Origin of the sequence: Mycobacterium sp. GA-2829 (assembly GCF_001499965.1) — a bacterium.
Classification (GTDB): domain Bacteria; phylum Actinomycetota; class Actinomycetes; order Mycobacteriales; family Mycobacteriaceae; genus Mycobacterium.
The window spans coordinates 298,593-314,152 of record NZ_LQIT01000012.1 but is presented as its reverse complement, the minus strand read 5'-3'; the positions used below and the strand labels follow the sequence as shown (position 1 = coordinate 314,152).

Genomic DNA, 15,560 nt, shown 5'->3' with positions numbered 1-15,560 from the left:
CGTGATCTCCCAGCAGTCTCGATGAAAGTCAGAGGGCGGACGAGCCCCAGGTCTTTGCGAAGGCAATTTCCTCGAGCGGGAGCCGCTCGCGGGGGCGGGAGTCACGCTCGGCGATCGCGTCGTCGACGGTCCCGTAGTCGCCGAGCGCTCCGACCGCGACGACCGCCAGGGGTGTCACCTTGTCGGGGATGGCGAACGCCGCCCGCGCCGCGTCGACGTCGAAGCCGGCCATCGGATGAGTGATCAGCGACCGGGACAGCGCCTCGACGCTGAGGTTGGCGATCGCGGCGCCCGCATCGAGGACGGCGTACCGCGCGGTCCGCTCATCCTCACCCTCGTCGGCGCACACCAGGATCAGCGCGCTCGCGGCCTTCGCGTAGCTGTTGCCGCGCCGCAGCACGCCGGCCAGCGCCTCGAAGGTCGCATCACCGCGGCGCCCGACGACAAAGCGCACCGGCTGGCGGCCACCCCACGTGGCGGCCCAGCGGGCGGCCTCCAACAACGCGGTGAGGGCGTCGTCGTCCAGCACCGCCGCGGGGTCGAACGCGCGCGGGCTCCACCGCTCGGCGAGGTGCGGATGGATGGGGACACGGGTGTCGGCGCGCCGGTCGGCGGGCGGGTGGGGCACGCCCCGAAGTTACCGGCGGGAAAAAGCAGGTGCGCGGAGCCCTTATCCTTGGTGGGACTTTTTCCCGCGCGAAAGGCTAGTTCAGTGGCGCTCGTCGTCCAGAAATATGGTGGTTCCTCGGTGGCGGACGCCGAGCGCATCCGCCGCGTCGCCGAGCGCATCGTCGAGACCAAGAAGGCAGGCAACGACGTCGTCGTGGTCGTCTCGGCGATGGGCGATACCACCGACGATCTGCTCGACCTCGCCAAACAGGTGTGCCCGGCGCCGCCCGCGCGCGAGCTGGACATGCTGCTCACCGCCGGTGAGCGCATCTCCAACGCCCTGGTCGCGATGGCCATCGAATCGCTCGGCGCCCAGGCCCGCTCGTTCACCGGATCGCAGGCCGGCGTCGTCACGACCGGCACACACGGCAACGCCAAGATCATCGATGTCACGCCCACCCGGCTGCGGTCGGCGCTCGACGAGGGCCAGATCGTGCTGGTCGCCGGCTTCCAGGGTGTGAGTCAGGACACCAAGGACGTCACCACGCTGGGCCGCGGGGGTTCGGACACCACCGCCGTCGCGGTGGCCGCCGCGCTGGGCGCCGACGTGTGTGAGATCTACACCGACGTCGACGGGGTCTACACCGCCGACCCGCGCATCGTGCCCAACGCCCACAAGCTCGACACCGTCTCCTTCGAGGAGATGCTCGAGATGGCCGCGTGCGGTGCGAAGGTGCTCATGCTGCGCTGTGTGGAGTACGCACGCCGCTACGACCTGCCCATCCACGTGCGCTCGTCGTACACCGACAAGCCCGGCACCATCGTCAAAGGATCGATCGAGGACATCGCCATGGAAGACGCCATTCTGACCGGAGTCGCTCACGACCGGAGCGAGTCGAAGGTCACCGTCGTGGGCCTGCCCGACGTGCCCGGCTACGCCGCCAAGGTGTTCCGCGCGGTCGCCGAGGCCGACGTGAACATCGACATGGTGTTGCAGAACATCAGCAAGATCGAGGACGGTAAGACCGACATCACGTTCACGTGTGCGCGGGACAACGCCCCGACCGCGGTGGAGAAGCTGACTTCGCTGCAGGACGAGATCGGGTTCACCCGGGTGCTCTACGACGACCACATCGGCAAGGTGTCGCTGATCGGCGCCGGCATGCGCAGCCATCCGGGCGTCACCGCGACGTTCTGTGAGGCGCTCGCCGAGGTCGGCGTGAACATCGACCTGATCTCGACGTCGGAGATCCGCATCTCGGTCCTGGTCAAGGACACGGAATTGGACAAGGCCGTCGCCGCGTTGCACGAGGCGTTTGGCCTCGGCGGCGACGAAGAGGCGGTTGTCTACGCAGGGACGGGACGGTAGCAATGGTCAACATCGGTGTGGTCGGCGCGACCGGCCAGGTCGGCCAGGTCATGCGCACGCTGCTCGAGGAGCGCGACTTCCCGGCGACTTCCGTGCGGTTTTTCGCGTCTGCGCGTTCGGCCGGGAAGAAGTTGAGCTTCCGTGGGCAGGAGATCGAGGTCGAGGATTCCGAGATCGCTGATCCGTCTGGGTTGGACATCGCGCTGTTCTCCGCGGGCGCGACGATGTCGCGGGTGCAGGCGCCGCGATTCGCCGCAGCCGGCGCCGTCGTCGTCGACAACTCGTCGGCCTGGCGCAAGGATCCCGAGGTGCCGCTGGTCGTATCGGAGGTCAACTTCGAGCGCGATGCGGGGAATCGTCCCAAGGGCATCATCGCCAACCCCAACTGCACCACCATGGCCGCGATGCCGGTGCTCAAGCCCCTGCACGATGAGGCCGGTCTGGTGCGGATGATCGCCTCGACCTATCAGGCGGTGTCGGGCAGCGGGCTGGCCGGCGTCGAGGAACTGTTCGGTCAGGCCAGCGCCGTCGTCTCGGGCAGCCGCGACCTGGTGCACGACGGTGGCGCCGTCGACTTCCCGGCGCCGAACAAGTACGTCGCGCCGATCGCGTTCAACGTGGTGCCACTGGCCGGATCGCTGGTCGACGACGACTCCGGTGAGACCGACGAAGACCAGAAGCTGCGCAACGAGAGCCGCAAGATCCTCGGCATCCCAGAGCTGGCGGTCAGCGGGACGTGCGTGCGCGTGCCCGTGTATACCGGGCATTCGCTGTCCATCAATGTCGAGTTTGCGCAACCTCTTTCGGTGCAGCGCGCGCAGGAGCTGCTGGCAGATGCGCCGGGGGTGAAGCTGGTGGACGTGCCGACGCCGCTGGCCGCCGCGGGTGTGGACGAATCGCTGGTGGGCCGCGTTCGGCAGGACCCGGGCGTTCCGGAGGGCCGCGGGCTCGCGCTGTTCATCTCGGGGGACAACCTGCGTAAGGGCGCGGCGCTCAACACGATTCAGATCGCCGAACTGCTGGCCGCCCAGCTCTGACGGGCGGGTGTACGGGGGCCGTCTGACCGCCGTCGCGGTGCTGGCTGCCGCGTTGTGCACGCCTACGGCGCATGCGCAGCCGCCCGCCCCGGTACCGGGCCCGGTGCTGCCGCCGCTGGCGCCGGGCCAGGTGGTACGGATCGGCCCGACAGCCGGAACCGGTACGCCGACACGGGATTACGGGATCGGTGCGACCGACCTGTGTGAGTTCATGGAGTTCCCGAGCGGCATCCTTCAGGTGTGCGGGGACAGCTTCGCCGGGCAGGGCGTGGGCTTCGGCGGGTGGTATTCGCCGATCGCTCTGCACGTGAAGACCGAGTCGATCCTCGATCCGGGCGGCGTGCGCTACGACGGGGTCACGGGGGTGAGCGCACCGCTGCTGGCGGAGCCGACGCCGCCGGGGTCGTCGCAACTGCCGGCCGGGGTGGTGCAGATCAACCGCGAGAACTACATGCTGGTGACCACGACGAAAGATCTGCGCCCTCAGGCGTCGCGGTTGGTGAAAGCCGAAGCGGGACAGTCGGGTTGGCAGACGGTGCCGGGCTCTTCGCGGGCCGCGGAATACGCCGAGGGGCGGCAGTCGCAGATCAGCGGTTACTACGACCCGATTCCGACCGCGGACTCGCCCAGTGGGTGGGTGTACATGGTGGCCAACAACTTCGACCGCAGCGGCCCGGTGGTGTTGTATCGTGTTGCGCCGGAGGTGTTCACGGACCGCGATGCGTGGCAGGGATGGTCGGCGGAGTCCGGGTGGGGCGCTCAGCCGACGCCGCTGTGGCCGGACCGGGTCGGCGAGATGAGCGTGCGGCAGATCGACGGCAAGACGGTGCTGTCGTATTTCAATGCGAGCACGGGCAACATGGAGATCCGGGTGGCGGACAGTCCGATCGGGCTGGGCAGCGCGCCGGTGACGACGGTCGTGGTGGCGGGGGACTGGCCCGATCAGGCGGACTTCCTGCCGCCGCCGGAGGTCAACCGGTTGGCGCAGCCGTACGGCGGTTACATCTCGCCGGGATCGACGCTGGACGAGGTACGGGTGTTCGTGAGCCAGTGGAACACGACGCCGATGGGCGACAATGCGCCCTATCGGGTGATCCAGTTCGCGGTGAACCCGTATGAGCCCGGGGACCTGCTGCCGTGGGTGCCGCGGTGAAGCGGATGGCCCCTATCCGTTTCCGTAACGCCATGGCGGTTTTCGGGGCCGATTTCCGCCACAGCGTTACGTAAGTGGCCCGGCGGCAGGTCCGTCCCCCACGACGCTCATAGCGGATTCATAGCGCATACCGAACCGCCACATCAGCAGCGCCGCCATCATCAGGCACATGACCGAAACCCCAGCCACCCCCGACCCCAAGACCGAGCCCGTCGTCACCCCCGTCACCACCGAGCGCCGCCGCCCCGGCCGCGTCACCACCGTCGCGGCCTGGGTCGGCATCGTCGCCGGCGTCGTCTTCATCGTCGCCGTCGTCTTCTTCTCCGGTTTCATCCTCGGCAAGAGCTCCGGCGGCGGTGGCTACCACCACCGCGGCGACGGTCCGGGCCACGGCCAGATGATGTTCCACCGCGATGGCCCGCCGCCGATGATGGGACCCCGCGGCCAGTTCGAACGCCCGATGATGCCTGGTCAGTCGGGTATGCAGCCGCCGCAGCAGACCCAGACGGGCAGCCCCGCCACCCCCGCGCCGCCGCGACCGTGATTGGAATCATTCCAGATCTAATCTTGACTGAATCCAGAAAAGTTGCATACTCGATGGTATGAGTCCCAGCCACGACGTCGACCCCGCAGCCCGGTTACGGGCGGCGGGGCTTCGCGTCACCGCACCCCGGCTCGCAGTGCTGACCGCCCTCGATGGGGCGCCCCACTCGACCGCCGACGACATCGCCGCCCGCGTGCGCGAGGCGCTCGGCTCCGTGTCCACCCAGGCGATCTACGACGTCCTGCGCGCCTGCGTGACCGCCGGCCTCGTCCGCCGCATCGAACCCGCGGGTTCGTCGGCGCGCTACGAAACCCGCATCGACGACAACCACCACCACCTGGTGTGCCGCGGTTGCGGCCGGGTGACCGACGTCGACTGTGTCGTCGGCGCCGCGCCATGTCTGCACCCCGTCGGCGTCGACGACGGTTTCACCGTCGACGAGGCTGAAGTCGTCTTCTGGGGCACCTGCTCCGATTGCCGGGCGCGGCAACAGATTTCATTCCATCAGCAAGAGGAGTTCGCCGAATGACCAAACCCACCACCAGCAACACCGGTGTCCCCGTCGAGAGCGACAACGAATCGCTGACCGCGGGCCCACAGGGTCCGGTCCTGCTTCACGACTGGTATCTGATCGAGAAGCTCGCCCAGTTCAACCGCGAGCGCGTGCCCGAGCGCATCGTGCACGCCAAGGGTGCAGGCGCCTACGGCGAGCTCGTCGTCACCAACCCCGAGATCGCGAACTACACCAAGGCCAAACTGTTCCAGCCCGGCGTCAGGACCGAGTCCCTGGTGCGGTTCTCGACGGTGGCCGGCGAACAGGGCAGCCCCGACACCTGGCGTGACCCGCGCGGTTTCGCGGTGAAGTTCTACACCGAAGACGGCAACTACGACATCGTCGGCAACAACACGCCGGTGTTCTTCATCCGCGACGCCATCAAGTTCCCCGACTTCATCCGTAGCCAGAAGCGTCTGCCCGGCAACGGACTTCGCGACCACAACATGCAGTGGGACTTCTGGACGCTGCGTCCGGAGACCGCCCACCAGGTGACGTGGCTGATGGGTGACCGTGGTCTGCCGAAGACCTACCGCCACATGAACGGCTACGGCAGCCACACCTACCAGTGGGTCAACGCCGAGGGGGAACGGTTCTGGGTGAAGTACCACTTCAAGACCAACCAGGGCATCGACTACCTCACCCAGGAGGAGGCCGACCGGCTCGCAGGCACCGATCCGGACTTCCACCGTGCCGACCTGTGGGACGCCATCGAGCGTGGCGACCACCCGAGCTGGACGCTGAAGGTCCAGATCATGCCCGTCGACGAGGCGGAGTCCTACCGGTTCAACCCGTTCGACCTGACCAAGGTGTGGTCGCACAAGGACTACCCGCTGATCGAGGTCGGCACGTGGACGCTCAACCGCAACCCGCAGAACTACTTCGTCGAAATCGAGCAGGCCGCGTTCGCACCGTCGAACATCGTTGCAGGCATTGGCTTCTCGCCGGACAAGATGCTGCTGGGCCGGGTGTTCTCCTATGCCGACGCGCAGCGGTACCGCATCGGCACCAACTACGCCGAACTGCCGCCGAACCGGGCCCGCGCCGCGGAGGTGAACTCCTACTCCAAGGAGGGCGCCATGCGGCACACGTTCAATGGCCCCGAGGTTCCGGTGTACGCGCCGAACTCCTTCGGCGGTCCGCACGCCGATCCCCAGCGCGCCGGTGACACCGGGCAGTGGGAGTTCGACGGCACCGCGGTGCGCGCCGGCTACATCCAGCACGCCGAGGACGACGACTTCGGCCAGGCCGGCACGCTGGTGCGCGAGGTCATGACCGACGACGAGCGGGAGCGATTGGCGCACAACATCATCGGGCACGCCTCCAACGGCGTCACCCCCGAGGTGCTCGAGCGGGTGTACCAGTACTGGCGCAACGTCGACGCCGACCTGGGCGCCAAGGTCGAGGCCGGGGTGAAGGCCAAGATCGGCACCGCGCAGCAGCCCCCGCAGGAGGGTCAGAGCGCGGTGGCCGGTGACAGCGCCGAACCGAAGATCGAGGTCGGCGCGCAGGCCTGAGCGCGGCTGTTGAACTCTGCGGCCAGGCTGGCATGATCGGTGACCATGAGCATCGAAGTGAAGTACACCGCAGAGTCGACGGCCAGTGGCGGCGGACGCAACGGCCACGTGAAGTCCAGCGACGACAAGATCGACTTCGACACCCGGCCCCCGAAGGAGATGGGCGGCAGCGGTGAAGGCGTCAACCCGGAGCTGCTGTTCTCGGCCGGCTACTCCGCCTGCTTCCTCGGCGCACTGCGCCTGCAGGCCAAGAACAACGACATCGAGATCGACGAGGCGTCGTCCATCACCGCCCAGGTCGGCTTCGGTCCCGACTCCGAGGGCGGCTTCGGTTTGACCGCGCACTTGATCGGCTACCTGCCCGGACTCGAGCAGTCCGTCGCCGACGATCTGATGGAGAAGGCCCACGCCTTTTGCCCCTACTCGAAGGCCACCCGCGGCAACATCGACGTGAAGTTGTCGGCGAAGGTCTAGCGCCCATGCGCTTGCTCGCAGGCGTCGCCGCGGCCGGTCTGGTACTGGCCGCGGCGGCGCCCGCGCAGGCCCGCCCGTCGGATCCCGGCGTGGTCAATTACGCCGTGCTCGGCAAGGGTTCGGTGGGCAACATCGTCGGCGCCGCGATGCGCTGGGAGTCGTTCTTCACCAACCCCGTGCAGGCGTTCTACGTCGACAATCCCGCGTGCAACAACTGGGCCGACGTCGGTCTGCCCGACGTCTACAACGATCCCGACCTCGCGTCGTTCAACGGCGCGGTCGCGCAGGAATCGGCCACCGACGCCACCCACCTGGTCAAGCAGGCCGTCGGTGTGTACGCCACCACCGACGCCGCCGAACGCGCCTACCGCCGCGTCGTCGACCGCACCACGGGGTGTGCGGGGCAGACCACCGCGATGCATCTGGACAACTTCGCCACACAGGTGTGGACGTTCACCGGTGGTCCCGCCGGGCCGGCCGACGCCGACTGGGTCAAACAGGAGGCCGGCACCGACCGGCGCTGTTTCACCACCACCCGTAAGCGCGAGAACGTGCTCCTGCAAGCGAAGGTATGCCAATCGGGCAACGGTGGACCGGCTGTCAACGTGCTGGCCGGGGCCATGCAGAACACCCTGGGGCAATGACGGCCCGCGGGTACGCGCAGATGTCACCCAGCCGTCACCGGTAAATGAGGTGAATCTGTCGGTCCGCTCTGGACAATGAGGACGGATGCGGTGATCATCCGATCCCGCGGCCCGGACCCGGAGGGATGGTTGACGTGACCCTTCCCATCACGTGCGACCCGGGGTGCGATGCAGCACCCGACGAATTCACCTCGGCGGCCCAGGTCGCCGAGTACATCACCGCGCACTGCCTGTACGACGGCCCCGTCGGAAAGGTGGGCCTCGAGATCGAGGCGCACTCCTACGACCTGGCCGACCCCCACCGGCGGCTGACCTGGGCCGAGGTGTCCGACGCGATCGCCGGCGTGCCCGCGCTGCCGGGTGGCAGCCGGATCACCGTCGAACCCGGTGGCGCGGTGGAACTGTCCGGCCCGCCGGCCGACGGACCGCTCGACGCCATCACCGCGATGACCGTCGACCGCTCGGTGCTGCGTGCCGCGTTCGCACAACGGGGACTCGGGCTCGTGCTGCTCGGCGCGGACCCGCTGCGCCGCCCGCGCCGCGTCAACCCCGGAGCCAGGTATTCGGCGATGGAGGCGTTCTTCAGCGCGAGCGGCACCGGTGCGGCGGGCGCGTTCATGATGACGGCGACGGCGTCGATCCAGGTCAACCTCGACGCCGGCCCCCGCCACGGCTGGGCCGACCGGGTCCGGTTGGCACATGCGCTCGGTCCGACGATGATCGCCGTCACCGCCAACTCCCCGCTGCTGGCCGGCCGGTTCTCCGGGTGGCGCAGCAGCAGGCAGTGGGTGTGGGGCGAACTCGACGAGGCCAGGTGCGGTCCGATCCTCGGCGCCAGCGGTGACGACCCGGCCAGCGACTGGGCCCGTTACGCGTTGCGGGCGCCGGTGATGCTGGTGCACAGTCCCGAACCGGTCGCGGTGACGAACTGGGTGCCGTTCGCCGACTGGGCCGACGGGCGCGCGATCCTCGGCGGCCGACGCCCCACCCGCGCCGACCTCGAGTACCACCTCACCACCCTGTTCCCGCCGGTCCGGCCGCGGCGGTGGCTCGAGATCCGTTATCTCGACGCGGTTTCCGATGCGCTGTGGCCTGCTGTTGCGTACACCGTGACCACCCTGCTCGACGATCCGACAGCCGCCGATATCGCCGCCGAGGCCACCGAACCCGTGGCCACCGCATGGGACCGTGCGGCGCGTGCCGGTCTCGGCGACAGGCGGCTGCACGCCGCGGCGGTGCGCTGCGTGGCCGCCGCCGCGGAGCGGGCGCCCGCGCCGATCATGGAATCGATGCAGCTGCTCGCGCGTTCGGTCGAAGAGGGCAGGTCCCCGGCCGACGACTTCGCCGACCGGGCCGTCGCGTACGGGATCGCTCCGGCCGTACGCCAACTCGCGAAAGGTGAGTCTTGACCTCACGTGACCTCCTGGCCGACGAACTGACCCGGGCGCGTGACCGCACGCTGCGCCTCGTCGACTTCGACGACGCCGAACTGTGGCGCCAGTACAGCCCGTTGATGAGCCCGCTGGTCTGGGACCTCGCGCACATCGGCCAGCAGGAGGAGCTGTGGCTGCTGCGCGACGGCAACCCGGACCGGCCGGGCATGCTGGCCCCCGGCGTCGAACGGCTCTACGACGCATTCGTCAACTCCCGCGCGAGCCGGGTGAACCTCCCGCTGCTGCCGCCGACGGACGCCCGCTCGTACTGCGCGACGGTGCGCGGCAAGGTGCTCGACACGCTCGACGCGCTGCCCGACGACCAGGCCGACTTCCGCTTCGCCCTGGTGATCAGCCACGAACACCAGCACGACGAGACCATGCTGGCTGCGCTCAACCTGCGCACCGGAGCACCGCTGCTGTCCGCGGGCACGCCGCTCCCTGCGGGGCGGGCCGGCGTCGCGGGCACGTCGGTGGCCGTTCCAGGTGGCCCGTTCGTACTCGGCGTCGACGCCGCCACCGAACCGCACTCCCTGGACAACGAGCGGCCCGCGCACGTCGTCGACGTACCCGGGTTCCGGATCGGCCGGGTGCCGGTCACCAACGGCGAATGGCAGCAGTTCATCGACGACGGCGGTTACCACCGGCGGCAGTGGTGGTCCGACGCCGGGTGGGCGCACCGCCAGGACGCCGGGCTCACCGCACCGCAGTTCTGGAACGGTGACGGCACCCGCACCCGGTTCGGCCACGTCGAGGAGATCCGCGCTGACGAACCGGTCCAGCACGTCACGTTCTACGAGGCCGAGGCGTACGCGACGTGGGCGGGTGCGCGGCTGCCCACCGAGGTCGAATGGGAGAAGGCCTGCGCGTGGGATCCGGCGACCGGACAGCGCCGCCGCTACCCGTGGGGCTCGGCGGCGCCGACGACACAGGTCGCCAACCTCGGCGGTGACGCGCTGCGACCGGCATCGGTCGGCGCGTATCCGGACGGGGCGTCGGCGTACGGGGTCGAACAGATGCTCGGCGACGTGTGGGAGTGGACCACTTCGCCGCTGCGCCCGTGGCCCGGGTTCACCCCGATGATCTACGACCGCTATTCGCAGCCGTTCTTCGAAGGCGCCGGCAACGGCGACTATCGGGTGCTGCGCGGCGGGTCGTGGGCGGTGGCGCCGGGCATCCTGCGGCCCAGCTTCCGCAACTGGGACCACCCGATCCGCAGGCAGATCTTCTCCGGGGTCCGGCTCGCCTGGTCGGAAGACGCCTGATGTGCCGCCACCTCGGCTGGGTGGGGGCCTTGCGCAGCGTCGGCGAACTGCTGCTCGACCCGCCGTACGGGCTACTGGTGCAGTCCTACGCACCGCGCAGGCAGAAACACGGGCTGATGAACGCCGACGGGTGGGGTGTGGGCTTCTACGACAACGGGGTGCCCCGGCGGTGGCGCAGCGCCGCCCCGCTGTGGGGTGACGCCTCATTCGCGTCGGTCGCGCCGGCACTGCGGAGTACCTGCGTGCTCGGGGCGGTCCGCTCGGCGAGCATCGGGATGCCGATCGAACCCACCGCATCGGCGCCGTTCACCGACGGGACGTGGCTGCTGTCGCACAACGGGCTCGTCGACCGCGCCGTGCTGCCGCTGTCGGAGAACGCCGAATCGACCGTCGACAGTGCGTTGCTCGCCGCGCTGATCTTCGACCGCGGGATGGGCGACCTCGGCGACACCGTCGTCGACGTCGCCGCGCGTGACTCCGCCGCCCGACTGAACATCCTCGCCGCTAACGGATCCGAACTGGTCGCCACCACATGGGGTGACACGCTGTCGGTGCTGCAGACCGCCGACGGTGTGGTCCTGGCCAGCGAACCCTACGACGACGACCCCGGCTGGCGGGATATCCCGGACCGGCACCTGATCCGCACCGACGGGTCGACGGTCGAGTCGACCCCGCTGAAAGGACCGGTATGACGTTCACCATCGCCACCTACCTCGCGGCGGACTCGGCCGCCCATGCGCTGCGTCGCGACGTGCGCGAGGGGTTGACCGCCACACCGAAGTCATTGCCGCCCAAGTGGTTCTACGATGCGACCGGGAGCGACCTGTTCGATCAGATCACCCGGCTGCCCGAGTACTACCCCACCCGCGCCGAGGCGGAGATCCTGCGGGAGCGCTCCGCCGAGATCGCGACCGTCACCGGTGCGGACACCCTGGTCGAGCTGGGCAGCGGTACGTCGGAGAAGACCCGGATGCTGCTGTCGGCGCTGCGCGAGCACGGGACCCTGCAACGGTTCATCCCGTTCGACGTCGACCAGAGCGTATTACGCAGTGCTGCAACGGCACTCGAGACCGAATACGCCGGCCTCGACATCGACGCGGTGTGCGGTGACTTCGAGGAGCATCTGGGCAAGATCCCGCAGGGCGGCCGCCGGGTGATCGCGTTCCTGGGCTCGACGATCGGCAACCTCACGACGGGCCCGCGCGCGGAGTTCCTCGCCACCCTCGCCGACGTCATGGCGCCCGGCGACGCGCTGCTGCTCGGCACCGACCTGGTCAAGGACACCGACCGTCTGGTCCGCGCCTACGACGACAGCCAGGGCGTGACGGCGCGGTTCAACCGCAACGTCCTCGCGGTGGTTAACCGCGAGCTCGACGCCGACTTCGATGTCGAGAAGTTCGCGCACGTCGCCCGCTGGAACGCCGACGAACAACGTATCGAGATGTGGCTGCGCGCGACGGGTCCGCAGCGGGTGCGGATCGGACAGCTCGACCTCACCGTCGAGTTCGCCGACGGCGAGGAGATGCTCACCGAGGTGTCGTGCAAGTTCCGGCCCGACGACGTCGCCGCCGAACTGGCCGCCGCGGGTCTGCGCCGCACCCATTGGTGGACCGACGCCGCCGGGGACTTCGGGCTGTCGCTGGCGGTGAAGTGACCGCGACCCTGGCGGAGCGCTGGCGTGCCGCCCGACCGGCGGTCGCAGGTATCCACCTCGACAGCGGGGCGTGCTCGCGGCAGGGTTTCGCGGCCATCGACGCCGCCGCCGAATACGCCCGGCACGAGGCGGAAATGGGTGGTTACGTGGCGGTGGAGGCGGCCGCCCCGGTGCTCGACGCCGGACGCGCCGCCGTCGCGGCGCTGGTCGGGTTGGCGCCCACCGACGTCGTGTTCACCACCGGGTCGAACCACGCGCTGGACCTGGTGCTGCGCAGCTGGGACGGGGACCGATCCGTGGCATGTGTGCCGGGGGAGTACGGGCCGAACCTCGCCTTGTTCGCGGCCAACGGTTTTCGGGTCTCGACCCTGCCCACCGACGAAGCCGGACGGCTGCGCGTCGACGCGGTCGCCGAGGTGCTGCGCCGGGACCGGCCCGCGCTGGTGCACCTGACGCCGCTGGCCAGCCACCGGGGCATCGCCCAACCGTTGCACGCGCTCGCCGAGATCTGCCGCGACCTGGACCTGCCGCTGGCGGTCGATGCCGCCCAGGCGCTCGGCCACCTCGACTGTGCGGTCGCACCGGCCGCGATCTACTCGTCGTCGCGCAAATGGCTGGCCGGCCCGCGCGGTGTCGGGATCCTCGCGCTGCGACCCGATTTCGCCGCGACGCTGCGACCGCGATACCCACCGTCCACCCCGGACGCGCCGATGACCGTACTGCAGCAACTCGCCCACGGGGAGGCGAATGTCGCCTCACACGTGGGGTTTTCGGTGACCGTCGGCGAGTACGCCACGTTCGGTGGCGGCGAGATGCGGGCCCGGCTGGCCGAGGTGGGCCGCACCACCAGGACGGCGATGGCCGGCGTCGCGGGCTGGCGGGTCGTCGAACCCGTCGACGAACCGACTGCGATCACCACCCTGGTCCCGCCGGACGGCGTCGATCCGCACCGGGTGCGGGCCTGGCTGATCGCCGAACGCCGGATCGTCACCACCGCGTGCGACGCGCGGCGCGCACCGGGTGAGCTGACGGTGCCGGTGCTGCGGCTGTCGCCGCACGTCGACGTCACCGACGACGAACTGGCGGACGTCGCCGCGGCGCTCGCCGACATCGACGTGTGAGCCGAGCGGCGACGAAGAGTCCCTAACCGTCCTTGTGCGCGGTGAGCAGGAACGCCGGGAACTTCAGCCGGCCCTTCTCATCGAGGTCGTGGGGCATCTCGACGGGTGCGTCCGGAACGGCCACCGGGTTGGCGTGGATGAACGCGGGCCGGATGTCGTCGACGGTCCAGTGCCGCGAAACCGCTTCGCGCAGTTCGGCTTCGGAGACCTCGTTCGGTCTTGTCTCGAGCTCGGCCGGGAAGGCGCCCTCGGCGAAGGCGAGGATGAACAGGTGCGCACCCGGCGCGGCGGCCCGGTGGATCGAGCGCAGGTAGCCGTCACGGCCCTCGATCGGCAGGGAGTGAAACAGCGTGCTGTCGACCACGGTGCTGAACCGGCCGTCGTAACCGGTGAACGAGGTGATGTCGGCCTGGGCGAAACTCGCGTTCGCCAGCCCCCGCAATTGTGCGGCCTTGTTGGCCTCGGCGATCGCGCTGGGGCTGATGTCGAGGCCGACCACGGTCAGGCCGTCGTCGGCGAGCGCCAGCGCCAACTCGGCGTGTCCGCACCCGGCGTCGAGCACGTCGCTGCGGAACCGGCCGGCGCGATGCAACGCCGCCAGTTCAGGCTGGGGCTCACCGATGCACCACGGGGGCGGCCCGTCGAAGACGCCGTCACCTCGGTATGCGCTGTCCCAATCCATCACGTCAGACGTCATACAGCCAAACTACGCGGGACCGTCCCACGAGTGCACGGGCTCGTTGCTGTGCATGCGCTGGCAGTACAACCGCAGCATCTCGGCCAGCGCGGCGGGCCGCGCCATCCCGCGTTCCTGTAGCGCGTGCACGGTATCGACCTGCCAGGTCGCGCCGTTGCGGCCGGTCTTGGCGCGGCCCTCGATCACCCCGAGATAGCGGTCGCGCACCTCGACGGCGACCCCCCACCGGCGCAGTCCCTCGTGGGCCATCGGCAGTAGCTGGCGCAACACCAACTCGTCGGGTGTGACCTCGCCGAGCCCCGGCCAGTACAGCCGCGCGTCCATTCCGTGCTGGGCGGCGTCGCGGAAGTTGTGCTCGGCCGCGGCGAAGCTCAGCTTCGTCCACAGCGGCCGGTCCTCCTCGGACATCGTGCGCAGCACGCCGTAGTAGAACGCCGAATTGGCCAGCATGTCGATCACCGTCGGGCCCGCGGGCAGCACCCGGTTCTCCACCCGTAGGTGCGGTTTACCCTTCACCACGTCGTAGACCGGCCGGTTCCAGCGGTAGATGGTGCCGTTGTGCAGCCTCAGCTCCGACAGTTTCGGGGTGCGGCCCGCGGCGAGTTCGGCGACGGGATCCTCGTCGGAGACCTCCGGCAACAGCGACGGGAAGTAGCGGACGTTCTCCTCGAACAGGTCGAAGATCGAGGTGATCCACCGTTCGCCGAACCACACCCGCGGGCGCACCCCCTGGGTCTTGAGTTCGTCGGGCCGGGTGTCGGTGGCCTGGGTGAACAGTTCGATCCGGGTCTCGGCCCACAGTTGGTGGCCGAAGAAGTACGGCGAGTTCGCGCCCAGCGCCAGCTGCGGTCCGGCGATGACCTGCGCGGCGTTCCAGTTGCGCGCGAACTCGGCGGGGGAGACCTGCAGGTGCAGCTGCATGCTCGTACACGCCGACTCGGGGGCGATCGTCGCCGCCTGCATGCTCAGCCGTTCGGGGCCGGCGATGTCGATCAGGATGTCCTCACCGCGCGCGGTGAAGATCGAATCGTTGAGCGCCTGATATCGCGTGGACGCGCTCATCCAGTCGCTGGCGAGGTGTTCGGGCATCAGCGTCGGCAGGATGCCGATCATCACGATGTGAGCGCCGTCGGAGTCGGCCTTGCCCTCGGCCGCGTTGAGGCTCGCGCGCACCTCGGATTCCAGCTCCAGCGCTGCCCGGCCGGGCAGCGGCCGCGGCGGCACGTTGAATTCGATGTTGTAGGCGCCCAATTCGGTCTGATACGCCGGATCGGCGATCGAGGCGAGGACCTCGGAGTTGTTCATCGCCGGCTGGTAGTCGGCGTCGACGAGGTTGCACTCGATCTCCATGCCGGTGAGTGGACGCTCGAACTCGAAACTCGACTGCGCCAACATCGTCTCGAACACGTCGAGGCACAGCTGCACCTTGCGGCGGTACTCGCGTCGGTGTTCCCGGCTGAAGTCCGCCTGCTTCACTTCTTCGCCCACTC

General features: G+C 69.3%; 16 protein-coding genes. 13 read left to right on the top strand and 3 right to left on the bottom strand.

All coding sequences use genetic code 11. The annotated features are described in order from the left end of the window. Positions 1 to 28 precede the first annotated feature (28 nt). Entirely contained in the window at positions 29 to 628 is a 600-nt protein-coding gene (locus AU194_RS09955) for a nitroreductase family protein (RefSeq protein WP_059089034.1), read from the bottom strand. An 84-nt stretch (positions 629 to 712) separates the two neighbouring features. Between AU194_RS09955 and AU194_RS09950 the strand changes: the two genes are divergently transcribed. The 13 genes from AU194_RS09950 to egtE all read left to right on the top strand — a co-directional run bounded on the left by AU194_RS09950 (position 713) and on the right by egtE (position 13,373). After that, positions 713 to 1,978 (top strand): aspartate kinase, encoded by a 1,266-nt coding sequence (locus AU194_RS09950; protein ID WP_059089033.1) that lies wholly within the window; start codon positions 713 to 715, stop codon positions 1,976 to 1,978. A 2-nt stretch (positions 1,979 to 1,980) separates the two neighbouring features. Next, positions 1,981 to 3,015 (top strand): aspartate-semialdehyde dehydrogenase, encoded by a 1,035-nt coding sequence (locus AU194_RS09945; protein WP_059089032.1) that lies wholly within the window; start codon positions 1,981 to 1,983, stop codon positions 3,013 to 3,015. Positions 3,016 to 3,037: 22 nt separating this feature from the next. After that, complete coding sequence (locus tag AU194_RS09940) at positions 3,038 to 4,168, top strand: DUF4185 domain-containing protein (RefSeq protein WP_059089091.1); 1,131 nt, start codon at positions 3,038 to 3,040, stop codon at positions 4,166 to 4,168. Positions 4,169 to 4,325: 157 nt separating this feature from the next. After that, positions 4,326 to 4,712: a hypothetical protein gene (locus AU194_RS09935; protein WP_059089031.1), complete on the top strand. Its 387-nt coding sequence runs from the start codon at positions 4,326 to 4,328 to the stop codon at positions 4,710 to 4,712. Between the two features lie 58 nt (positions 4,713 to 4,770). Then, the gene (locus AU194_RS09930) at positions 4,771 to 5,241 is read left to right on the top strand and encodes a Fur family transcriptional regulator (RefSeq protein ID WP_059089030.1); all 471 of its coding nucleotides are present in this window, start codon (positions 4,771 to 4,773) and stop codon (positions 5,239 to 5,241) included. After that, positions 5,238 to 6,782, top strand: coding sequence for a catalase (locus AU194_RS09925; protein ID WP_059089029.1), 1,545 nt, complete (start codon positions 5,238 to 5,240; stop codon positions 6,780 to 6,782). The genes AU194_RS09930 and AU194_RS09925 overlap by 4 nt, the downstream gene beginning before the upstream one ends. Before the next feature lie 45 nt (positions 6,783 to 6,827). Then, positions 6,828 to 7,256: an organic hydroperoxide resistance protein gene (locus AU194_RS09920; RefSeq protein WP_059089028.1), complete on the top strand. Its 429-nt coding sequence runs from the start codon at positions 6,828 to 6,830 to the stop codon at positions 7,254 to 7,256. A 5-nt stretch (positions 7,257 to 7,261) separates the two neighbouring features. Then, on the top strand, positions 7,262 to 7,900 hold the full coding sequence (locus tag AU194_RS09915; RefSeq protein WP_059089027.1) for a sensor domain-containing protein: 639 nt from the start codon (positions 7,262 to 7,264) through the stop codon (positions 7,898 to 7,900). Positions 7,901 to 8,034: 134 nt separating this feature from the next. Continuing rightward, the gene (gene egtA / locus AU194_RS09910) at positions 8,035 to 9,309 is read left to right on the top strand and encodes an ergothioneine biosynthesis glutamate--cysteine ligase EgtA (protein WP_059089090.1); all 1,275 of its coding nucleotides are present in this window, start codon (positions 8,035 to 8,037) and stop codon (positions 9,307 to 9,309) included. Next, positions 9,306 to 10,598, top strand: a complete 1,293-nt coding sequence (egtB, locus tag AU194_RS09905; protein WP_059089026.1) for an ergothioneine biosynthesis protein EgtB — start codon at positions 9,306 to 9,308, stop codon at positions 10,596 to 10,598. The genes egtA and egtB overlap by 4 nt, the downstream gene beginning before the upstream one ends. Continuing rightward, a complete protein-coding gene (gene egtC / locus AU194_RS09900; RefSeq protein WP_059089025.1) occupies positions 10,598 to 11,290 on the top strand; it encodes an ergothioneine biosynthesis protein EgtC in 693 nt (230 codons plus the stop codon). The genes egtB and egtC overlap by 1 nt, the downstream gene beginning before the upstream one ends. Next, positions 11,287 to 12,252: an L-histidine N(alpha)-methyltransferase gene (egtD, locus tag AU194_RS09895; protein ID WP_059089024.1), complete on the top strand. Its 966-nt coding sequence runs from the start codon at positions 11,287 to 11,289 to the stop codon at positions 12,250 to 12,252. The genes egtC and egtD overlap by 4 nt, the downstream gene beginning before the upstream one ends. Next, positions 12,249 to 13,373, top strand: a complete 1,125-nt coding sequence (egtE, locus tag AU194_RS09890) for an ergothioneine biosynthesis PLP-dependent enzyme EgtE (protein WP_059089023.1) — start codon at positions 12,249 to 12,251, stop codon at positions 13,371 to 13,373. The genes egtD and egtE overlap by 4 nt, the downstream gene beginning before the upstream one ends. A gap of 22 nt (positions 13,374 to 13,395) precedes the next feature. Here egtE and AU194_RS09885 read toward each other — a convergent pair whose 3' ends face one another. Both AU194_RS09885 and AU194_RS09880 read right to left on the bottom strand, forming a co-directional pair. Then, entirely contained in the window at positions 13,396 to 14,070 is a 675-nt protein-coding gene (locus AU194_RS09885; protein ID WP_059089022.1) for a class I SAM-dependent methyltransferase, read from the bottom strand. Positions 14,071 to 14,079: 9 nt separating this feature from the next. Beyond that, the gene (locus AU194_RS09880; RefSeq protein WP_059089021.1) at positions 14,080 to 15,558 is read right to left on the bottom strand and encodes a hypothetical protein; all 1,479 of its coding nucleotides are present in this window, start codon (positions 15,556 to 15,558) and stop codon (positions 14,080 to 14,082) included. Positions 15,559 to 15,560: the final 2 nt, after the last annotated feature.